Origin of the sequence: Starkeya nomas (genome assembly GCF_902703545.1) — a bacterium.
Taxonomy (GTDB): domain Bacteria; phylum Pseudomonadota; class Alphaproteobacteria; order Rhizobiales; family Xanthobacteraceae; genus Ancylobacter; species Ancylobacter moscoviensis.
In genome coordinates, this window is the sequence record NZ_CACSAS010000001.1 from 1624241 (window position 1) to 1645143 (window position 20903).

Genomic DNA, 20903 nt, shown 5'->3' on the forward strand with positions numbered 1-20903 from the left:
CGGCTACGAATACATGCGCAACGCGATCTGGGTCTCGGCCCTCGTCGGCGCGGTGTGTGCCTTCCTCTCCTGCTACCTCATGCTCAAGGGCTGGTCGCTGATCGGCGATGCGCTCTCGCACGCCATCGTTCCCGGCGTGGCCGGCGCCTACATGCTCGGCCTGCCCTTCGCCATCGGCGCCTTCTTCTCCGGCGGCCTCGCGGCGGCGGCCATGCTCTTCCTCAACCAGCGCACGCGGCTGAAGGAGGACGCCATCATCGGGCTAATTTTCTCCTCCTTCTTCGGGCTCGGCCTGTTCATGGTCTCGCTGTCGCCGACCTCGGTGAACATCCAGACCATCGTGCTGGGCAACATCCTCGCCATCACGCCGGAGGACACGCTGCAACTCGTCCTCATCGGCGTCGTTTCGCTGGCGATCCTGCTGGCGAAGTGGAAGGACCTGATGGCCGTGTTCTTCGACGAGGCGCATGCGCGCTCGATCGGTCTCAACCCCACGGCGCTGAAGGTGTTGTTCTTCACCCTGCTGTCGGCCTGCACGGTCGCCGCGCTCCAGACCGTGGGCGCCTTCCTCGTCATCTGCCTCGTGGTGACGCCGGGCGCCACCGCCTATCTGCTCGCCGACCGCTTTCCGCGGCTGCTGGCCATCGCCGTCGCCATCGGCGCGGTGACGAGCGCGGTCGGCGCCTATGCGAGCTTCTTCCTCGACGGCGCCACCGGCGGCATCATCGTGGTGCTGCAGACGCTGATCTTCCTCACGGCCTTCGTCTTCGCCCCCAAGCACGGCATGCTGGCGGCGCGGCGGCGGGCGGCACAGGCACTGAAGGCGGGGCTGTGACCATGATCGACACGCTGCTCACGCCCTTCCAGTTCGAGTTCATGGTCAACGCGCTCGTCATCTCCGGCCTCGTGGCCGTGCCGATGGCGCTGCTGTCCTGCTTTCTCGTGCTCAAGGGCTGGTCGCTGATGGGCGACGCGGTCTCGCACGCCGTCTTCCCGGGCGTGGTCCTCGCCTACATCGTGGGGTTGCCCTACGCGATCGGTGCCTTCGTCGCCGGCATGTTCTGCGCCGTGGCGACGGGCTTCCTGAAGGACAACAGCCGGATCAAGCAGGACACGGTCATGGGCATCGTGTTCTCCGGCATGTTCGGCGTCGGCCTCGTGCTCTACGTGAAGATCCAGTCGGAAGTGCACCTCGACCACATCCTGTTCGGCGACATGCTCGGCGTCTCCTGGCGTGACATCGCGGAGACCGCCGCCATCGCCGCCATCACCGCCGGCGTCCTCGCGGTGAAATGGAAGGACTTCCTGCTGCACGCCTTCGACCCCATACAGGCGAAGGTGGCGGGCCTGCGCGTCGGGTTGCTGCATTACGGGCTGCTCTGCCTGATCTCGCTGACCATCGTCGGCGCGCTGAAGGCGGTCGGCATCATCCTCGCCATCGCCATGCTGATCGCGCCGGGTGCCATCGCCTTCCTGCTGACGCGACGTTTCGGCTCGATGCTGCTGGCGTCGCTGGCGGTAGCCGTGGGGGGTTCGCTGCTCGGGGTCTATCTGTCGTTCTTCCTCGACAGTGCCCCTGCCCCGACCATCGTGCTGCTGATGAGCGTGCTCTTCGTCGGCGCTTTCATCCGAAGCCTGACGACCGCATCGCGTACCGAGGCGACGGGAGCGGCCTGAACATCCGCGCCAAGGGAAGGCTGCCGTCTCGTCTCCGCGACCGGCGCCCCTCCCCGGTGGCCACGCCCGCGCGGCGCACGCGGGCGTGGCGTTCTCCACGGTGACGCTATCCCCTCACAGGGAGAGCGAGGCCATGTCGATCACGAAGCGATAGCGCACATCCGACCGCTCCATGCGCTCGAAGGCATGGTTGATCTCGTCCATGCGGATCATCTCGACATCCGGCAAAATGTTCTTGGCGGCGCAGAAGTCGAGCATCTCCTGCGTCTGCCGGATGCCGCCGATGGGCGAGCCGGCGATACGGCGGCGCCCCAGCACCATGGGCACCGTGTTCGGCTCGTCGACCGGGCCGAGCTGACCGACGATCACCAGCGTGCCGTCGACGTCGAGCAGCGGCATGTAGGGATTGAGGTCGTGTCGGACCGGAACGGTGTCGATGATGAGATCGAAGCCGTTCGCCGCCTTCGCCATCGCCTCCGGGTCGGTGGAGACCAGCAGCGCGTTGGCGCCCAGGGCGTGCGCGTCCTTCGCCTTGTCCGGCGTCCGGCTAAGCACCGTGACATGCGCGCCCATGCCGGAGGCGAGCTTGACTGCCATATGGCCGAGGCCACCGAGGCCGATCACGCCGACCCGGCTGCCGGGGCCGACATTCCACGTGCGCAGCGGCGAGTAGGTGGTGATGCCGGCGCAGAGCAGCGGCGCGGCGCGAGCGAGGTCCAGCCCGTCCGGCACGCGCAGGACGAACTCCTCGCGCACCACCAGATGCTTGGAATAGCCGCCAAGCGTGTGTTCCTTGGTGAAGCGGTCGAACCCGCCATAGGTGCCGGTCTGCCCCTCGCGGCAGAGCTGCTCCTCGCCCTTGCGGCACTGGTCGCAATGCTGGCAGCTGTCGACCATGCAGCCGACGGCGACGAAATCGCCGGCCTTGTAGCGAGTCACGTCCGTGCCGGTCTCGATGACGCGGCCAATGATCTCGTGGCCGGGAATGGCCGGAAAGACCGTCCAGCCCCAGTCGTTCTTGGCCCAGTGCAGGTCGGAATGGCACACCCCGCAATAGAGGATCTCCATCACGACGTCGTTCGCACGCGGGGCGCGGCGTTCGAAGGAAAGGGGCGCGAGCGGCACGTCAGCCGAGGTGCAGGCAAAGCCGATGGTCTTCATGGATGCTTCCGTTGACGGTCGGTTCCGGGATGACGCGCACGAAGAGAAACGGGGCCGCGAACCGGGATTTCCGGGCGGCCCACGCGCGTCATTGTGAATTTATCGCCGGCGTCCGGCGTGGTTTAGAGCCGGAATTCCGCATGTACCTATATTCTGAGCTCATGAATGAGACGCGACGAACTCGGCGACCTCAGTGCCTTCCTCGCCGTTGCCGAAGAGCGCAGCTTCACGCGCGCGGCGGCGCGGCTCGGGACCTCGCAGTCCTCGCTCAGCCATACCGTCCGCCGTCTTGAGGAGCGCATGGGGGTGCGGCTGCTCACCCGCACCACGCGCAACGTCGCGCCCACAGAGGCGGGCGAGCAGCTTCTCGACACGCTGCGCCCCGCCTTCAACGACATCGAGGAGCGGATCAGCGCCATCGGCGCCCTGCGCCAGAGGCCGGCAGGCACGGTACGGCTGACCGCGAGCCCGCATCCGGCGGCCAGCATCGTCATGCCGGCCGCCTCGCGGCTGATGGCCGAGTATCCCGACGTCAAGATCGAGATCTCCGTCGATCTTCGCCTGACCGACATCGTCGCCGAGCGCTACGACGCCGGCATCCGCCTCGGCGAGCAGGTCGAGAAGGACATGGTGGCGGTGCGGATCGGGCCGGACCTGCGCATGGCGGTGGTCGGGTCGCCGGATTATTTCGCCCGCCACCCCAAGCCGAAGACGCCTCATGAGCTGACCCGACATTCCTGCATCAACCTGCGCCTTCCCACGCTCGGCGGCCTCTATGCGTGGGAGTTCGAGCGCAAGGGGCGCCCGCTGAACGTGCGGGTCGACGGCCAGTTCATCTGCAACGAGACGTCGATGATCATCGACGCGGCGCTGAACGGGCTGGGCCTCACCTGCCTGCCGGAGGACCTGTTCGGCACGCTGGTCGCCGAAGGACGGCTGGTACGGGTGCTGGAGGACTGGTGTCCGCCCTTCCCTGGATACCACCTCTATTATCCGAGCCGGCGCCAGACTTCGCCGGCCTTCCGCCTGCTGGTCGAGGCCCTGCGCTACCGCGAGTGAGGCTCCCATCGGGTACCAACGGGGAACCGGGAGGTAGCCCGCGGCGTTCTTCCGCCATCGCCATGTCTGGCGGGGCTTCTTGGGAGAGCGACTATGGAAGACGCACAAATCGGTTGGATCGCCGCGATCATCATCGGCGGCCTCGCGGGGTGGATCGCCTCGGGCATCATGAAGACCGGCACCGGAATCTTCATGAACATCGTTCTCGGCATCATCGGCGCCGCCGTGGCGAGCTTCATCTTCAGCTTCATCGGCGTCGGCTTCGGCGGCTGGCTGGGCTACCTCATCGCCGGCGTTCTCGGCGCCTGCATCCTCATCTGGCTCGTGCGGGTCATACGAAGCTAGACACGCTCCGCCGCCGCGCCCGCCGGTGCGGCGGCGTTTCCCCGATGCCTGCCCGTCCTCGATCCCTCAGAGCGGTGCACGCTCGCGCGTGCGCCCGACGCCCGCGGCGATGGCCGCGTAATCGAGGCTCTGGCCATCGCGCTCCATCGCCAGACGCAGGAAGCGGATCGGAAAGCGGATCGCCTCCACATTGGCGCCGCTCATGCAGGCCCCCCGCGTGGAGGCCCCCTTCTCGGCGCTCTTGAGCGCGGCGGTGATCTCGTCTCCGGTCAGAAGGCCCTTCGCCTTCAGCGCCTCGCATATCGCGGCGAGCGCCAGCAGCGTGCCTTCCATCTGCAGATTGGCGGTGTTCATCGGGACTCCTCCGGACGGTGCGGGAAGGTGATCTTCGGAACGCGGTCGAGCGGGAGACAACTCTTCTTCCACCGCTTCGGTTCGCCCGGCTCGGCATCCCGCCGCGCAAGGCCGGCGGGTATGACGCCACGCGCCGGCCACAACGGCAAGCTGCACTGCAGCAAAGCGGCAACGACCAGAAAGTCAGGCACCAGCAGAGCCGAGGAACCCACGTCCCTCCTAAGGCTTCCTATCGCGCAATCTCAATGCAATTGCCGATAGGTGCTGGCAAGGCGACAACATTACGTTATTCTACGTATGCCTTCCGCGTTGGTGAGTAGAGGGGCGGCGGTCGCTTCCCCTGACCTGGCCGGTGAGAACGATGCCTGAGCACAAGATTCTCATCCTCGACGACGAACCGGAGATCGGCGAGTACGTCGCGACGGTGGCGGAACTCAGCGGCTTCGAGGGCACCACCTTCAGCGAACCCGAGGCTTTTCTCGCCGCCATACCCACATGGCCCGAGGCCAGCGTGGTGATCGACCTGCAGATGCCCACGCTCGACGGCATCGAGGTGCTGCGGCGGCTGGCGGCGATGAAGTTCCGCCGTCCGGTGGTGATCATGAGCGGCGTCGACCGGAAGGTCCTCGAATCCGCCCGCCATTTCGCCCGGGCGCACGACCTCGAGGTCAGCGACATCGTCAGCAAGCCGGTACGGCTCGACGATCTCCGGCAGGTCTTCGAGCGCCTCCGGGTGAGCATCCACCTGCTGCCGACCCGGGGCGAACTCACCGACGCAATGGAGCGGGGGGAGTTCCAGCTCTATCTGCAGCCCAAGGTCCGCCTCCTGCGCAACGACCACGACGGCCCCGGCTACGCGCCGATCGGCTTCGAGGGACTGATGCGCTGGCATAGCCCGAGCCGCGGGCTGGTGATGCCCGACGATTTCATCCCCCAGATCGCCGCGTCCGGACTGAGCCTTGCCTTCTCCGACCACCTCTTCAGCCTGGCTCTGGAGACGCTCAAGAGCTGGGACGAGACCGGCATAGACGCCTCGCTCGCCATCAATCTCGCCGCCTCGGACGTCGAGGACATCTCGCTGGCGGACCGGCTGTGGAAACGCTGCTCCAAGGCCGGCGTCGGCCACCATCGCATCATGATCGAGATCACCGAGACCGCGGCGATGCAGTACCCCGCCCGTGCGCTCGACGTGCTGACGCGGCTGCGGCTGCGCGGCTTCCTGCTGTCGCTCGACGATTTCGGCACCGGCTATTCCTCGCTGGTCCAGCTCCAGCGCCTGCCCTTCGCCGAGCTGAAGATAGACCGCTCGCTCATCTCGGACTGCACCTCCTCCGAACACACGCGGATCATCGTCAAGGCGATCATCGAGCTCGGCCATAATCTCGGCCTCAGCGTGGTCGCCGAGGGCGTCGAGGACGAGCGCACCCTGTCGCTGCTCCAGGACTGGTCCTGCGATCTGGTTCAGGGATACCTGTTCGCGCGGCCGCTGCCGCACGAGCGCGCCCGCGCCTGGTGGCTGTCGCACCAGAACATGAGCGGGCGGCCGGTCGCCTCGGAATAGCGGCCCGCAAGCCTCCCGCATCAGCAAAAAGGACGCATTCCCGCGGCCTTGCCGGCCGCCGGGCGAAGTCTATAGTCGCCCCGCCGGATTCCTGCTCGGCGGCGCGTGCTGGGGGGACGGTCCGGTCCATCGGAGCGAGTACCGACGCGGCGACTGCGGCGCCTGCTGCACTCCCTCCCATGGTCGCCGCCGACATGCCGCGCAAACCTTCGAACATCCTCTACTCGGTCAACGAGAAGCTGCCGCTCGGCACGCTGGTTATTCTCGCCATCCAGCACGCCAGCCTCGCCCTGCTGTTCCTCGTCTATCCGCTGGTCGCCGCCGCCGAGGCCGGGCTGTCCTTCGAGGACACCCAGATGCTGATCACCAGCTGCATCATCTTCATGGCGCTGGCGACGCTGATCGAATGCCTGCCGAGGGCCGGCGCGGGGCTGCTGCTGATCCAGATACCGAACATGGCGCACCTGCCGCTCGCCGTGCAGTCCATGGCCGCCGGCGGGCCGGCGCTGTATGCGGGAATGAGCCTCATAGCCGCCGTCTCGCAGCTCACGCTCTCCCGCTTCATGGGCGCGCTGCGGGCGGTGTTCCCGCCGGAGATCTGCGGCGTCGCCGTCACCATGCTGGGCGTCGCTCTGGCCGAGCCGGCGCTGCGCCGCGTGTTCAACCTGGCCGCGGAAAGCGGCGGCGCAGCGCTGGATCTGCGCTATCCGCTGGTCAGCCTCGTGTCGCTGGTCATCATCATCCTGCTCGCCATCTTCTCGCGCGGCCTGCTGCGCCTCTTCGCCGTCGCCATCGGCGCCGGGGTCGGCTGGGGACTGGCTGCCTATGTCGGCGTGGCGCCCGCCCCGGCGGAGACCTTCTCCACCCTGCCCTATGTGGACCTGCCCAAGCTCGGCCTGCCCGGCATCAGCTTCTTCTCCTGGGCGCTCGTGCCGGCGGCCATCCTCACCGGCATCATCTCCGCCGTCGACATGCTCGGCACGGTCGTCTCGATGCAGCGCATGGACGACGCCGACTGGCGGCGGGCCGACCTCGCGCAGGCGGGACGGGCCATCCGCGCCAACACCGTCGCGGACATGGGTGCCGCCGTCACCGGCGGCTTCGCCAGCGCCTCCTCCTCCGCCGCCATCGGCGTCGCCTTCGCCACCGGCACCACCGCCTGGCGCGTCGGCGTAGTGGCCGGCGCGATAATGCTGCTCGCGACCTTCTCGCCGCGCCTGATCGGCGCGCTGACGATCATCCCCGCCCCGGTCATCGGCGCGATCCTGATCTATGCGGCGGCCTTCCTCATCGTGGCCGGCATGGAACTCATCCTCTCCCGCCGCCTGAGCGACCGGCGCATCTTCACCGTCGGCCTCGCGGTCCTCACCGGCCTCGCCGTGGCGATCCTGCCGGAGCTGGTGCACGCCACGCCGGACTGGATGCAGCCCATTCTGGAATCCCCGCTTTCGGTCTCGACCGGCGTCGCCATCGCGCTGAACCTGTTCTTCCGCATCGGCATCCGGCAGGAGGCATCGCGTCCGGTGGTGCCGGGTGACAACCCGTTCGTGGCGACAACCGAGTTCCTCGAACGCCAGGGCGACCTGTGGGGCGCGCGGCGCGACGTGATCGCCGCCGCCATTCCGGTGGTGGCGGAAGCCGTCGAGATGCTGCTCGACACCGGCGTCGCCGAGAAGGGCGTCGAAATGCGTGCCCGCTTCGATGAGACCAATTTCGACGTCAGCCTGCTCTATGAGGGCGAGGCGATCGCCATTCCCACCCACCGCCCCGCGCCCGAGGACCTGCTCGGCGACGCGCAGGCGGTGGCTCGTTTCGTGGGTTACATGCTGAGCAAGCGCGCCGACCGGCTGGTGCTCGGCAAGGAGGGCGAACGGCAGATCCTCACCCTTCGTTTCGAGCACTGACGGACGCCGCGCGACGGCATCGAGACCCGCCGGACACGCTTGCGCGGCCTCCGCGTTGCCGGTACTTCTCAGGCATCCGCACGCGACAGGCGGACCGGCAGGCGACGAGGGCGCGGAACGCGCCCCCGGCCCTGTCCCGGCAGCGTCCTGCAGCGGCATTCTTGGAGTTGGGACGTGATACAGATCGACCGTATCGTCGAGGGCAATGTCGTGGTCACGGCCGTACGGGGACGGCTCGACAGCAGCTCTTCTCCCAAGCTGGACGAGTTCCTGGCGGCGGCGCCGGACGACGGCAGCATCATCCTGCTGGACTTCGCCGATCTCACCTACATCAGCTCGGCCGGCCTGCGCGTCGTGCTGAAGGCCACCAAGCTGGCGCGCAGCTCCGGCGCGACGCTGGCGGTGTGTGGCCTGATCCCGCAGGTGCATGAAGTGTTCGACGTCAGCGGCTTCTCGACGCTGATTCCGATCCATCAGAGCCGCGAAGCGGCCCTCGCCACCTTCACCTGATCGGGCGCCACCGGCTTCATCGGCGGCGCGACGGAATGGGGGACGGGCCGTTGACTGACCTTGAGCTCGACATCCGCCTGACGAACGACCTCAGCCAGCTCGAACCGCTGATCGGCCGGCTCGAATCCTTCATCGAGCAGGCGGACATCCCGCCGACGCCGGCCTACCGGCTGGAGCTCGCGGTCGACGAGTTCTTCAACAACGCCGTCGACCACGGCTACCCGGACGGGCGCACCGGCGACATCGGCGTGCATATCCGCCGCACCGGTGACAGGCTGGAACTCACCTTCAGCGACGATGGCGACGCCTTCGATCCCTTCGCCGCCCCGGCGCCGAACCTCACCGGCACGGTCGAGGAACGCCCCATAGGCGGGCTCGGCGTGCATCTGGTGCGCACGCTCTGCGACAGCTTCGCCTACCGGCGCGAAGGTGGGCGCAACGTGCTGACGCTCGGCTTCAAGCTGACGGCGTAGTCTCCTCGGCGACGGTCGGCCCGAAGACCGTCTCGAAGGCGCGGCGCAGCGCGAGGTCGGCATCCACCATCGTCACCGGCAGTCCCAGCTCGACGAGGCTGGTGACGCCGTGCTCGCGCACCCCGCAGGGCACGATGCCGGCGAAGTGCGACAGCTCCGGCTCCACATTCAGCGAGATGCCGTGCATCGTCACCCAGCGGCGCACGCGGATGCCGATGGCGGCGATCTTGTCCTCGCCCTCCCCGGCCTTGGTCGGATGACGCACCCAGACGCCGACGCGGTCCTCGCGCCGCTCGCCCTTCACGTTGAAGGCGTCGAGCGCGCGGATGAGCCATTCCTCCAGCGCAGCGACGTAGCGGCGCAGGTCCGGCTCGCGGCGCTTGAGATCGAGCATCACATAGGCCACGCGCTGGCCGGGACCGTGATAGGTGAACTGCCCGCCCCGCCCCGTCTGAAAGATCGGGAATCGCTCCGCGTCCACAAGATCCTCCGGCCGCGCGCTGGTGCCTGCGGTGTAGAGCGGGGGATGCTCCAGCAGCCAGACCAGTTCGTCGGCACGCCCGGCGGCAATTTCCTCGGCCAGCCGGTCCATCTCCGCCAGAGCGTCGGGATAGGCGACGGGCTCCGCCGAGACACGCCAGCGCACCGGCGGATTGCCTGGCCCGGCGAGAAGTACGGGCGAGAGCGCATCGCGCGCCATGGCGGCGGGGTTCGGGGTGAGGTGCGGCGCATCGGTCATGACAGGATACATAGTCACTGCCCCGTCTTCTGTCTCCTGCCTCCGCCATGCGTGCCGGGCACGGCTGTCCACAGGCGGCGGCGGACCGGCGTCGCGGGCGTCGCGGCCCTTGTGGAGCCCCATTCGATCTGTTAGACGATGCCCCGCTCGCGCCGGCTGCTGACGAAGCAGCCTCGGTGCCGGCAATGCGGTCGTGGCGGAATTGGTAGACGCGCTGCCTTGAGGTGGCAGTGGGTAACACCGTGGAGGTTCGAGTCCTCTCGACCGCACCAAATAATCCGGGTTCGGAACGCACGGCGACCTTCAGGGTCGCCGTTGTCGTTTTCGGCCCCCGGCATCGGGAAAACGGGTCGGTTGGAAGCGCCTATTGCGGCACGGCGGCGGAACGGGCCGGCGGCGGCACGACGTGCACCACCCGGTAGCCCTTCTCCTTCAGCGCCGCCAGGAAGGCGGGCAGCATCTTCACCGTCTGGCTGCGGGTGTCGTGGAACAGGATGATTCCCCGCCCGGCATGGTCGAGCCGGGTCATCACCAGCTTGAGCTGCTCGTCCGGCGTCATCGGATTCCAGTCCGACGCCCACAGGTCGGCACCGAACACGCCGATGCCCCGCCCCTTCAGATAGTCCAGCAGCGCCGGCGAGGAGCCGAAGCCGGGGAAGCGGAAGAACGGCACGGGCGGGCGGGCACCAGCGACGCCATAGGCCGCCTTGTCATCCGCCCGCAGGCCCCGGTCGATGTCGGCGACCGCCTTGTCGAACGGCATGTCGGCCAGCGTCATGGGGTGGGTCATGCTGTGATGGCCGACCGTGTGCCCCTCGGCGATCGCGCGGCGGACGAGGTCCGGATGCGCCGCCGCGTTGCGGCCGACCAGAAAGAAGGTTGCACGCACGCATTCGCGGGCCAGCGCCTTCAGCACGGTCGGGGTCGTGCCGGGCAGAGGACCGTCGTCGAAGGTGAGCACGACTTCCTTGTCGGCGAGGTCGAGGGTCTGCGGGAAATGCTTGGTGCCGACCTGGAGCCCGCCCGTGGGGTCGACCTCCATGACGCGCGAGGTGCCGAGCCTGCCCTCGCAATCCTGCGCCGCCAAGGCCGGCGCCGCGGCGAGCCCGCACACCGCCAGGACGATGGCAACGCGGCTCGCGAGGCAGGACATGGCAGGGCTTCCCGAAAGATGACGGCGCCAAATCCCTAGCCCATCGCCCGCCGCCGCGCCATCCGTTCGAGAACGCCCGGCGAGCGTTCCAGCCCGTCGCGCGCCGCATGGCTGAATGGAGCGGGTCAGCTCTCCGGCGCCTCGACGATGGGATCGTACTGCGAAGCGTCGAAGCCGAGCACGTTCCAGCTCTGCTGCATATGCGGCGGCAGCGGCGCGGAAACGTCTATCAGCCGGTCGGCGCGCGGATGCGGGATGACGAGCCGACGCGCCAGCAGGTGGAGCCGGTTCTGCAGGCCGCCCGGCAGCGGCCAGTTCTCGACGTTGAAATATTTCGGATCGCCGACGATGGGATGGCCGATATGGGCCGCATGGGCGCGCAGCTGGTGCGTGCGGCCCGTGACCGGCTTCAGCGACAGCCAGGACAGCTTCTGCGCCGCATGGTCCACCACGGCGTAGTAGGAGATGGCGTGGCTCGCCTCGTCGTCGCCGTGGCGGGCAACGCGCATCCGCTCCGCCGCCTCGTCCTTGGCGAGATAGGTCGAGATGCGCCCCTGCGACGGGCGCGGAACGCCGGGGACCAGAGCCCAGTAGACCTTGCGCGCCGAGCGCGAGCGGAACGTCTTGGCCAGGGTGGAGGCCGCAAGGCGGCTCTTGGCCACCAGAAGGATGCCGGAGGTGTCCTTGTCGATGCGGTGGACGAGGCGCGGCTTCTGGCCGTCATCACCACGCAGCGCCTCCAGCATGCCGTCGACGTGCCGATAGGTGCCCGAGCCGCCCTGCACGGCGAGGCCGTAGGGCTTGTTGAGCACGAGCACGTCGCGATCCTCGTAGAGCGTCATCTGACGCAGCGCGACCGCGTCCTTGTCGTCGGCGCTGGCGCGCTTCACCGCCGGCGCCACGACGCCCTCCCCGCGAGCGGGCGTACCATTCCGCGCAGGACGGACCGGCGCCTCGCCGCGCGCGACGCGCTCCTCGGCCTCCAGATGGTCGGCGGCGGAAAGCTGCGGCTTCTCCTCCAGCGGCGGAATACGGATGCTCTGGCCGGCGGAAAGGCGCGAATTGGTCTTCACCCGACCGCCGTCCACCCGCACCTGCCCGCTGCGCAGCAGCTTCTGCAGATGACCGAAGGACAGGTCGGGGAAATGCGTCTTGAACCAGCGGTCAAGCCGCATGCCCTCTTCGTCCGGGTCGACGCGACGTGTCTCAACGGCCATGGATGGTTTTCTCCTCGCCCCAGCACATAGCCGAGACGCAGCGCCGCGTCACGCGAGAGCCCGCATCAGCGCGAGCCCGCCGAACACAGCAAAGAGCGAAAGGGCGACGGAACCGCCGACATAGAGCGCCGCGAGGCCCATCTCCCCGCGCTCCGCCAACAGGGCCGTCTCCAGCGAGAAGGCGGAGAAGGTGGTGAAGCCGCCGAGAACGCCGGTGACGACGAAGAGCCGCACGTTCTGGCTCCAGCTTTCTCCCGCCTTGAAGGCGAGCCAGCCCGCGACGCAGCCGATGAGGAACGAGCCGAGCACATTGATCAGCAGGGTTCCGGCCGGGAATCCGGTGCCGAAGACTCGCGGCCCGGCGACATTCACCAGATGCCGCAGCACGCCGCCGATGCCGGCCCCGACGAACACCAGTGCAATCGCATTCACCGGCCGCCTCCCAAATCACCTGCCCTGCCGCTCGGCGCGCAGGCGCGCCCAGTATTCCAGCCGCTTCTTCACCTCGCGCTCGAAGCCGCGCTCATTGGGCGCGTAGAAATCCGTCCGCGGATCGCCGGCGAGTTCTTCGGGGAAGAACTCCTGCCCGGCATAGGCATCGGGGAAATCGTGATCGTAGCGGTAGCCGGCGTGGTAGCCGAGTTCCTTCATCAGCTTGGTCGGCGCATTCAGGATGTGCTTGGGCGGCGGCAGCGAGCCGGTCTTCTGTGCCAGCGCCAAAGCCGCGTTGAAGGCCGAATAAGCGGCATTCGACTTCGGCGCGGTGGCGACATAGGCGATGGCCTGGGCGAGGAACAGGCGGCCTTCCGGCCAGCCCACGCGATCGAAGGCGGTCCAGGCAGCCACGACCATCGGCATCGCCTGAGGATCGGCCATGCCGACATCCTCGGACGCCGCGCAGCAGAGGCGACGGAAGACGGTTCCCGGGTCCTCGCCACCGGTGATCATGCGAGCGGCCCAGTACATGGCGCCATTCACATCCGAGCCGCGCAGGCTCTTATGGAAGCAGCTCAGCAGGTTGTAGTGCTCGTCCTGCCCCTTGTCGTAGATGGGCGCCCGCTTCTGCATGGTGGCGGCGAGGCCCGCCACGTCGAGGTCCGGCCCCTCCGGCAGGGACAGCAGCTCCTCGGCGAGGCCGAGGAGATAGCGGCCGTCGCCATCCGCCATGCCGGCGAGCGCCGCGCGGGCGTCGGGATCAAGCGGCAGGCGCCGCCCCTCCAGCGTCTCCGCGCGCTGCAGAAGCCTTTCGATGGCCTCCGCGTCGAGCGCCTTGAAGACGAGCACGCGGGCGCGGGACAGCAGCGCGGCATTCAGCTCGAAAGACGGGTTTTCCGTCGTCGCACCGATCAGGGTGATGGTGCCGTCTTCCATCACCGGCAGGAAGCCATCCTGCTGGGCACGGTTGAAGCGGTGGATTTCGTCGACGAAGAGCAGCGTCCCCTGCCCGATGGCCCGCCGCCCCCGTGCCGCCTCGAACACCTTCTTGAGGTCGGCGACGCCGGTGAAGATGGCGGAGATCTGCTCGAAGTGCAGGTCGGTCTCGCGCGCCAGCAGCCGGGCGACCGTGGTCTTGCCGGTGCCGGGCGGCCCCCAGAAGATGAGCGAGCCGAGCGAGCGGTTCGCGATCATACGTGTCAGCGCGCCTTCCGGCCCCGTCAGATGCTCCTGCCCGACGACCTCGGAGAGGCGCTGCGGGCGCAGACGATCCGCCAGCGGCCGCGGGGCCGCGCCTTCCAGTCCGGCGGTAGCGAAGAGATCGGACAAGGCAGCCTCAGCCCGGAACCATGGCGGTCAGCGTGCGGCCGCCTCGTTGAACGGTGATCCGCCACATGCGGGCCGGCTTCGCCGTAGCGCGCACGAGATCGGCGGTAGTCTCGACCGCGACGCCGTTGACCTCCAGAATCACGTCGCCCGCCCGCAGGCTGGTGCGCTCGGCCGGCGTGTTCTCGGCAACCGCCGTCACCACCACGCCCTTGTCGGCCTCGATGGTACGCATCTCCTCGACCACGGCGGGGGAGAGATTCACCACTGTTGCCCCGGTGAGCGGCGAGCGACCGGAAAGCGTCACCTCCTCGCGCGGCGTCGTCTCGGGCGCGGGCTGGAGCGGGATCGACAGTGTCATCGCCTTGCCCTGCCGCACGACAGCCACTTCCACCGCGCCGCCCAGCGGACGGGTGGCGAAGCGGTAGCCGAAGGCGTCGGGGTCATCGACCTCCTGCCCGGCGATGCTGGTTATGAGATCGCCGACGCGCAGCCCTCCCTTCTCGGCGGGGCTGTCGGGGCGGATGCTCTGGACCAGCGAGCCGACCGGCCGCGGCAGATCGAGCCCTTCCGCGATGTCGGCCGTCACCGCCTGCAGGCTGGCGCCGAGCCACGGGCGACGCACCGACTTGCCGCCGCCAAGCGCCGATTCCAGCACCACGCGCACCATGTCCGCCGGAATGGCGAAGCCGATGCCCTGCGAGCCGCCGGAACGAGAGAAGATCGCCGTGTTGATGCCGATCACCCGGCCGGCACCGTCCACGAGCGCGCCGCCGGAATTGCCGGGATTGATCGCCGCATCGGTCTGGATGAAGAACTGGTAATCGGTGATGCCAACCTGCGTGCGGGCAAGCGCCGAGACGATGCCCTGCGTCACCGTCTGGCCGACGCCGAACGGATTGCCGATGGCGAGCACGATGTCGCCGACCTGAAGGTCATCCGAGGAGCCGAGCTGCGCCGCCGGGAAGCTGGCCTTGCCGTCCCGCAGCTTGAGGATCGCGAGATCGGTGCGCGGATCGCGCAGCAGGATATCGGCGTCGAATTCGCGCTTGTCGGCAAGCGAGATGCGCACCTCGTCGGCACCCTCGATGACATGGTTGTTAGTCACCACGATGCCCGACGGGTCGACGATCACGCCCGAGCCCAGGGAGCGCTGCACGCGCTCGCTGGGGCCGCCGAATCCCGGGCCCTGCGGCATGCCGAAGAAGCGGCGGAAGAACGGGTCTTCCAGCAGCGAAGGGCCACGCCGGGCCTGCACGGCCCGCATCGCATAGACGTTGACGATGGCCGGCGCCGTGCGGGCCACCACCGGCCCGAAGCTGAGGCCGATCTCCGCCCGCGAGGTCGGCACGCGCGGGCCGCCGGCGGCAGCCCCCGGCACCGGAACGGTGGGAGCCGGCTGCGCGGCGAGCGGAGCAGTGGCGAGAAGAGCGGCGGTGATGAGGACAAAGCGTTTCATATCGCCAGATATAGTCCCCGGCCTGCGGCGGAGAAAGGGCAAGCCGCATCTGCGGCACCCTTCCCTCGTCTGTGCGCCAAAAGAAAAGGGGCGGCTCCAGGCCGCCCCTCGTCCCAATTCGTTCTGTGTGCCGGCTCACGCCGCGACGGTGGCTTCTTCCGCCTTCGCCGCCTCGTGACGGGCGAGATCCGCCGCGCCCTTGGCCGCCTCGTCGCGGTCGACCAGCTCGATCACCGCGATCGCCGCCGAATCGCCATGGCGGAAGCCCGCCTTGATGATGCGGGTGTAGCCGCCGTTGCGCTCCTTGTAGCGCGGGCCGATCACGTCGAAGAGCTTGCGCACGACGGCAACGTCGCGCACTTCGGCGATGGCCTGGCGGCGGGCGTGCAGACCGCCACGCTTGCCGAGGGTGATCAGCTTCTCGACCACCGGGCGAAGATCCTTGGCCTTCGGCAGGGTGGTGATGATCTGCTCATGGGTGATGAGCGCCTGCGCCAAGTTGGCGAACATGGCCTTGCGGTGCTCAGCGGTCCGGTTGAACCGGCGATGGGCTTTGCCGTGGTTCATGGCGACTAAATCCTAACGTGCGACGGCTTTCGAGCCGATGATGGTTGTAGCGGCTCGAACGCCGCGTTCAATGCTCAGTAGTGATCTTCGAACCGCTTGGCGAGATCCTCGATGTTCTCCGGCGGCCAGCCCGGCACTTCCATGCCGAGGTGCAGGCCCATGCTCGCGAGAACTTCCTTGATCTCGTTCAGCGACTTGCGGCCGAAGTTCGGGGTGCGGAGCATCTCCGCCTCGGTCTTCTGGATCAGGTCGCCGATGTAGACGATGTTGTCGTTCTTCAGGCAGTTCGCCGAACGGACCGACAGCTCCAGCTCGTCCACCTTCTTCAGCAGCGCCGGGTTGAAGGGCAGCTCCTGCATGGCAGGGCTTTCCGCTTCGCGCTTGGGCTCTTCGAAGTTGACGAAGATCTCGAGCTGGTCCTGCAGGATGCGCGCGGCGAAGGCGAGCGCGTCCTCGGGGCTGACCGAACCGTTAGTCTCGATGGTCATGGTCAGCTTGTCATAGTCGAGGATCTGGCCCTCGCGGGTGTTCTCGACCTTGTAGGAGACCTTCTTGACCGGCGAGTACAGGCTGTCGACCGGAATGAGGCCGATCGGCGCGTCCTCGGGACGGTTGCGATCCGCCGCCACGTAACCCTTGCCGGTGTCGACCGTAAACTCCATGCGGATCTCGGCGCCGTCGTCGAGCGTGCAAAGCACGAGCTCGGGGTTCAGCACCTGCACATCGCCCACCGTCTGGATGTCACCGGCGGTGACGATGCCCGGACCCTGCTTCTTCACCACCATCCGCTTCGGGCCGTCGCCGGCCATCTTGATGGCGATGTCCTTGATGTTCAGAACGATGTCGGTGACATCCTCGCGAACGCCCGGAATCGAGGAGAACTCGTGCAGGACGCCGTCGATATGCACGGACGTCACCGCCGCGCCCTGGAGGGAGGACAGCAGGATACGGCGCAGCGCATTGCCGAGCGTCTGGCCAAAGCCACGCTCCAGCGGCTCGGCGACAACGGTCGCGAGGCGCTTCGGATCGCTGCCGACCGCGACCTCGAGCTTCTCGGGCTTGATCAGCTCCTGCCAATTCTTCTGAATCACGACGTCACCCTTGGTTTCGACGGTGCCCCGGACACCCTGGCCGGCAGCTCCGCCCCCGGTCTCTGCCGGATAGGGAATGCCAAACGCAGCGGCCCCTGCGGCGCTCGCGCGCCGCTGGATGATTAAGCGTCAGACGCGCCGACGCTTGCGCGGACGGCAGCCATTGTGCGGGATCGGCGTAACGTCGCGGATCGACGTCACCGTGAAGCCCGCGGCCTGGAAGGCGCGCAGCGCCGACTCACGGCCCGAACCCGGACCCGACACCTCGACCTCGATGGTGCGCATGCCGTGCTCGGCCGCCTTGCGGGCGCAATCCTCGGCCGCAACCTGCGCCGCATACGGGGTCGACTTGCGCGAGCCCTTGAAGCCCATGGCGCCGGCCGACGACCAGGAGATCGTGTTGCCCTGCGCGTCGGTGATGGTGATCATGGTGTTGTTGAACGACGCATTCACATGCGCGACGCCGGAGGCGATGTTCTTGCGCTCGCGACGCTTGATGCGGGCAGCTTCTTTAGCCATAGACCTTCGATCCTTCAGGCGCGCCCGTCATTCCAGGCGCTCGGGACAATATTCGTGTCGAATGCGCCGGTCGCCCAGGGCTCCGGCGCGGAAAAGCGGGCCGGAGCCCGCTCAACTCACTTCTTCTTGCCGGCGATCGGCTTGGCCGGACCCTTGCGGGTGCGGGCATTCGTGTGGGTACGCTGGCCACGCACCGGCAGGCCGCGACGATGACGCAGGCCGCGGTAGCAGCCGAGGTCCATCAGACGCTTGATGTTCATCGAGACTTCGCGACGCAGGTCGCCTTCGACCAGATAGTCGCGGTCGATCGTCTCACGGATCTGCAGCACTTCCTGGTCGGTCAGCTGGTTGACCCGGCGATCGAGCGGAATGCCGACCTTCTCAACGATATCGGCGGCGTTCTTCGCACCGATGCCGTGAATGTACTGAAGCGCAATGATGACGCGCTTGTTGGTCGGGATATTTACGCCTGCAATACGAGCCACGTCGCTCTCTCCATGTGATCCGGCAAGCCGGAATTGACAAACTCCGCGTCCGGTGGAGACCGGCCCCTGCGGAGATACGCACGAAGCCGCGCGACATCAGCGTTTGATGTCGATGCGCGGCACCCGCTTAAGTGAAGCGCGGCACATAGAGCGATTCCGCCCCCATGTCAAGCCGCGCGGACGTATACCTCAGACCGTCTCGAGCACGTCCGAGATCGCCTTGGTGACCTCGTCGATCGGCTGCATGCCGTCGATAGCCACCAGAAGGCCCCGCTTCGCATAGTAGGGCGCGACCACGGCGGTATCCCGGTTGAAGGCTTCGAGCCGGGTCTTGAAGACCTCCGGATCGTCATCCTTGCGCACCGGCTCGCCGCGTGCCGCCGTCTCCTTGGCGCGCTGGATGATACGATGGACCAGCTTGTCCTGATCAACCTTGAGCTCGATCACCGCGTCAAGCTTGAGGCCCTTCTCCGCGAGGATGCGGTCAAGAGCCTCCGCTTGAGCCACCGTGCGCGGGAAACCGTCGAGGATAAACCCGCGGGCACAATCCGGCTCGTCGATGCGGTCGGAGATGATCCCGACCACGATCTCATCCGAAACGAGCTGCCCCGCGTCCATCACGGCCTTGGCCTTGAGCCCGATCGGCGTCCCGTTGCGGACCGCCTCGCGCAGCATGTCGCCGGTCGAGAGCTGGACGATCCCGTGACGCGTGACCAGACGCTGAGCCTGCGTGCCCTTACCCGCCCCCGGCGGCCCGAGCAGAATGAGCCTCATCGGCGCTTCCCCCTGAGCTTGGCCTTCTTGACCAGCCCCTCATATTGATGCGCCAGCAGATGTCCCTGGACCTGCGCGACCGTATCCATGGTCACGCTCACCACGATGAGCAGCGATGTACCGCCGAAATAGAACGGCACCGCTGCGTAGGAGATCAGAATCTCCGGGAACAGGCACACAATCGCAAGGTAAGCCGCACCGATCACGGTGATGCGAGTCAGCACATAGTCGATGTACTCGGCCGTGCGCTCGCCCGGACGGATGCCGGGGATGAAGCCACCGTGCTTCTTCAGATTGTCCGCGGTCTCGGTCGGGTTGAACACGATAGCGGTGTAGAAGAAGCAGAAGAACACGATCAGCAGCACATACAGCAGCATGAAGAGCGGCTGGCCGTGGCCGATCAGGGTCGTCACCGTGGTCAGCCATCCCGGCCCCTGCCCCTGCATGAAGCTCGCGACCGTGGTCGGGATCAGCAGCAGCGACGAGGCGAAGATCGGCGGGATGACGCCCGACGTGTTCAGCTTCAGCGGCAGATGGGAGGACTGGCCCTCATACACCTTGTTGCCGACCTGGCGCTTCGGATACTGAATCAGCAGCCGACGCTGGGCACGCTCCATGAACACGATGAACATGATGACCGCGACGGCCATCAGGATCACCGCGAGGATGATGCCGGTCGACAGTGCGCCCTGACGGCCCAGCTCCAGCGTGTTGGCGATCGCCGAGGGCAGCTCCGCCACGATACCGGCGAAGATGATCAGCGAGATGCCGTTGCCGATGCCGCGCGAGGTGATCTGCTCGCCGAGCCACATCAGGAACATCGTGCCGCCGGTCAGCGTGATCACGGTGGAGATGCGGAAGAACCAGCCGGGATCGGAGACCACGGCGCCCGAGCCCTCGAGACCGACGGCGATGCCGTAGGACTGGAACACGGCGAGCACCACAGTGAGGTAGCGCGTGTACTGGTTGATCTGCTTACGGCCCGCCTCGCCTTCCTTCTTCAGCGCTTCCAGCGTCGGCGAGACGGTGGTCAGCAGCTGGATGATGATGGAGGCGGAGATGTACGGCATGATGTTCAGGGCGAAGATCGCCATGCGCGAGACCGCGCCGCCCGAGAACATGTTGAACAGGCCGATGATGCCCTGCTGCGCCGTGCGGAAGACGTCGGCGAGCGCGTCGGGATTGATCCCGGGCATCGGGATATAGGTGCCCAGCCGATACACGAGAAGCGCACCCAGCGTGAACCAGATGCGCTTCTTCAGTTCGTCGGCTTTCGCCAGAGCACCGAAATTGAGGTTAGCCGCGAGCTGTTCTGCTGCCGAGGCCATGGTGGCTTCGCTCCCTCGTCTGTGCTCTGCAAGTGTACGGATAGGCCTGACTTAAGCGTCAGGCCGCCGTTTCGCCAGTCTCGGCCTTGGACGCGAGCAGCGTGACCTTGCCGCCAGCCTTCTCGACCGCCGCGAGGGCGGACTTGGTCGCATGCGCGACTTCAAGCGTCACCTTCGCCTTCAGCTCACCGGAGCCGAGCACGCGCACACCAGCCTTGGCACGGCGCAGCACGCCCGCCTCGACGAGCGTCGCCTGGGTGATGGTCGCCTTGGCGTCCAGCTTGCCGGCATCGACCGCCGTCTGGATGCGACCGAGGGTGACCTCGTTCCAGTCCAGCGCGAAGATGTTGTGGAAGCCGCGCTTGGGCAGGCGCCGATGGATCGGCATCTGGCCGCCTTCGAAGCCCTTGATCGCGACGCCGGTGCGCGAGGTCTGACCCTTCACGCCACGGCCGGCGGTCTTGCCCTTGCCGGAACCGATGCCACGGCCGACGCGCATGCGCTTCTTGCGGGCGCCGGCGTTGTCCTTGATCTCGTTGAGGCTGCTCATCGCCTGTCTCCTTCCCGCCGTCACGCTTCGACGACGCGGACGAGGTGGCGAACCTTCTGGATCATGCCACGCACGGCCGGGGTGTCTTCGAGCGTCGAACGACGCCCGAGCTTGTTCAGGCCGAGACCGATGAGGGTGGCCCGCTGATCGTCAGGGCGGCGGATCGGGCTGCCGACCTGCTCCACCGTGACCGTCTTGGTGCTCTTCGCCATGATA

General features: G+C 67.4%; 24 protein-coding genes and 1 tRNA gene. 9 read left to right on the top strand and 16 right to left on the bottom strand.

From position 1 onward, the window contains the following. The first annotated feature begins 13 nt into the window (after positions 1-13). Together STARVERO_RS07815 and STARVERO_RS07820 are read left to right on the top strand one after the other, a co-directional pair. Positions 14-835, top strand: a complete 822-nt coding sequence (locus STARVERO_RS07815) for a metal ABC transporter permease (protein WP_272482975.1) — start codon at positions 14-16, stop codon at positions 833-835. Continuing rightward, complete coding sequence (locus tag STARVERO_RS07820) at positions 832-1677, top strand: metal ABC transporter permease (protein WP_159598456.1); 846 nt, start codon at positions 832-834, stop codon at positions 1675-1677. Before STARVERO_RS07815 ends, STARVERO_RS07820 begins: the two co-directional genes overlap by 4 nt. Before the next feature lie 114 nt (positions 1678-1791). Here the strand turns inward: STARVERO_RS07820 and STARVERO_RS07825 are convergent, their stop codons facing one another. Then, entirely contained in the window at positions 1792-2838 is a 1047-nt protein-coding gene (locus STARVERO_RS07825; protein WP_144343326.1) for an NAD(P)-dependent alcohol dehydrogenase, read from the bottom strand. A 165-nt stretch (positions 2839-3003) separates the two neighbouring features. Here STARVERO_RS07825 and STARVERO_RS07830 point away from each other — a divergent pair, with 165 nt between their 5' ends. Next, positions 3004-3897: a LysR family transcriptional regulator gene (locus STARVERO_RS07830; RefSeq protein ID WP_159598457.1), complete on the top strand. Its 894-nt coding sequence runs from the start codon at positions 3004-3006 to the stop codon at positions 3895-3897. A gap of 93 nt (positions 3898-3990) precedes the next feature. Then, a complete protein-coding gene (locus STARVERO_RS07835; RefSeq protein WP_144343324.1) occupies positions 3991-4242 on the top strand; it encodes a GlsB/YeaQ/YmgE family stress response membrane protein in 252 nt (83 codons plus the stop codon). A 66-nt stretch (positions 4243-4308) separates the two neighbouring features. Here the strand turns inward: STARVERO_RS07835 and STARVERO_RS07840 are convergent, their stop codons facing one another. Beyond that, complete coding sequence (locus STARVERO_RS07840; RefSeq protein WP_159598458.1) at positions 4309-4596, bottom strand: hypothetical protein; 288 nt, start codon at positions 4594-4596, stop codon at positions 4309-4311. Between the two features lie 361 nt (positions 4597-4957). Between STARVERO_RS07840 and STARVERO_RS07845 the strand changes: the two genes are divergently transcribed. The 4 genes from STARVERO_RS07845 (at position 4958) to STARVERO_RS07860 (ending at position 9044) form a co-directional block, all read left to right on the top strand. Beyond that, positions 4958-6157 carry an EAL domain-containing response regulator gene (locus STARVERO_RS07845; RefSeq protein ID WP_159598459.1) on the top strand — a complete coding sequence of 400 codons (1200 nt, stop codon included), beginning with the start codon at positions 4958-4960 and terminating at the stop codon, positions 6155-6157. A gap of 194 nt (positions 6158-6351) precedes the next feature. Continuing rightward, positions 6352-8061, top strand: coding sequence for a uracil-xanthine permease family protein (locus tag STARVERO_RS07850; protein WP_159598460.1), 1710 nt, complete (start codon positions 6352-6354; stop codon positions 8059-8061). A 174-nt stretch (positions 8062-8235) separates the two neighbouring features. After that, positions 8236-8571, top strand: coding sequence for an STAS domain-containing protein (locus STARVERO_RS07855; protein ID WP_159598461.1), 336 nt, complete (start codon positions 8236-8238; stop codon positions 8569-8571). 50 nt (positions 8572-8621) lie between these two features. After that, on the top strand, positions 8622-9044 hold the full coding sequence (locus tag STARVERO_RS07860) for an ATP-binding protein (RefSeq protein WP_144343319.1): 423 nt from the start codon (positions 8622-8624) through the stop codon (positions 9042-9044). Here STARVERO_RS07860 and lipB read toward each other — a convergent pair. Further along, positions 9028-9783, bottom strand: a complete 756-nt coding sequence (lipB, locus tag STARVERO_RS07865; protein WP_159598462.1) for a lipoyl(octanoyl) transferase LipB — start codon at positions 9781-9783, stop codon at positions 9028-9030. The genes STARVERO_RS07860 and lipB overlap by 17 nt on opposite strands. A gap of 187 nt (positions 9784-9970) precedes the next feature. Here lipB and STARVERO_RS07870 point away from each other — a divergent pair. Next, positions 9971-10055: transfer RNA gene (locus STARVERO_RS07870), tRNA-Leu, on the top strand. A 92-nt stretch (positions 10056-10147) separates the two neighbouring features. Here STARVERO_RS07870 and STARVERO_RS07875 read toward each other — a convergent pair. From STARVERO_RS07875 to rpmD, 13 genes are all read right to left on the bottom strand, one after another. Beyond that, positions 10148-10936: a polysaccharide deacetylase family protein gene (locus tag STARVERO_RS07875; protein ID WP_159598463.1), complete on the bottom strand. Its 789-nt coding sequence runs from the start codon at positions 10934-10936 to the stop codon at positions 10148-10150. 125 nt (positions 10937-11061) lie between these two features. Further along, the gene (locus tag STARVERO_RS07880) at positions 11062-12153 is read right to left on the bottom strand and encodes an RluA family pseudouridine synthase (RefSeq protein WP_144343316.1); all 1092 of its coding nucleotides are present in this window, start codon (positions 12151-12153) and stop codon (positions 11062-11064) included. A 48-nt stretch (positions 12154-12201) separates the two neighbouring features. Continuing rightward, the gene (gene crcB, locus STARVERO_RS07885) at positions 12202-12585 is read right to left on the bottom strand and encodes a fluoride efflux transporter CrcB (RefSeq protein WP_144343315.1); all 384 of its coding nucleotides are present in this window, start codon (positions 12583-12585) and stop codon (positions 12202-12204) included. A 15-nt stretch (positions 12586-12600) separates the two neighbouring features. Continuing rightward, positions 12601-13917: a replication-associated recombination protein A gene (locus STARVERO_RS07890; RefSeq protein WP_159598464.1), complete on the bottom strand. Its 1317-nt coding sequence runs from the start codon at positions 13915-13917 to the stop codon at positions 12601-12603. A gap of 7 nt (positions 13918-13924) precedes the next feature. Beyond that, on the bottom strand, positions 13925-15373 hold the full coding sequence (locus tag STARVERO_RS07895; RefSeq protein ID WP_159598465.1) for a DegQ family serine endoprotease: 1449 nt from the start codon (positions 15371-15373) through the stop codon (positions 13925-13927). A 135-nt stretch (positions 15374-15508) separates the two neighbouring features. Next, on the bottom strand, positions 15509-15940 hold the full coding sequence (gene rplQ, locus STARVERO_RS07900; protein ID WP_159598466.1) for a 50S ribosomal protein L17: 432 nt from the start codon (positions 15938-15940) through the stop codon (positions 15509-15511). Between the two features lie 74 nt (positions 15941-16014). Then, positions 16015-17031 carry a DNA-directed RNA polymerase subunit alpha gene (locus STARVERO_RS07905; protein WP_144343311.1) on the bottom strand — a complete coding sequence of 339 codons (1017 nt, stop codon included), beginning with the start codon at positions 17029-17031 and terminating at the stop codon, positions 16015-16017. Positions 17032-17160: 129 nt separating this feature from the next. Next, entirely contained in the window at positions 17161-17550 is a 390-nt protein-coding gene (gene rpsK, locus STARVERO_RS07910; protein WP_144343310.1) for a 30S ribosomal protein S11, read from the bottom strand. 116 nt (positions 17551-17666) lie between these two features. Then, complete coding sequence (gene rpsM / locus STARVERO_RS07915) at positions 17667-18035, bottom strand: 30S ribosomal protein S13 (protein WP_013166284.1); 369 nt, start codon at positions 18033-18035, stop codon at positions 17667-17669. Between the two features lie 189 nt (positions 18036-18224). After that, positions 18225-18809 (bottom strand): adenylate kinase, encoded by a 585-nt coding sequence (locus STARVERO_RS07920; protein ID WP_144343309.1) that lies wholly within the window; start codon positions 18807-18809, stop codon positions 18225-18227. Beyond that, the gene (gene secY, locus STARVERO_RS07925) at positions 18806-20137 is read right to left on the bottom strand and encodes a preprotein translocase subunit SecY (protein WP_144343308.1); all 1332 of its coding nucleotides are present in this window, start codon (positions 20135-20137) and stop codon (positions 18806-18808) included. Before secY ends, STARVERO_RS07920 begins: the two co-directional genes overlap by 4 nt. Positions 20138-20195: 58 nt before the next feature. Beyond that, complete coding sequence (gene rplO, locus STARVERO_RS07930) at positions 20196-20687, bottom strand: 50S ribosomal protein L15 (protein WP_144343307.1); 492 nt, start codon at positions 20685-20687, stop codon at positions 20196-20198. A 20-nt stretch (positions 20688-20707) separates the two neighbouring features. Continuing rightward, positions 20708-20899, bottom strand: a complete 192-nt coding sequence (rpmD, locus tag STARVERO_RS07935; protein WP_144343306.1) for a 50S ribosomal protein L30 — start codon at positions 20897-20899, stop codon at positions 20708-20710. Between the last annotated feature and the right edge of the window lie 4 nt (positions 20900-20903).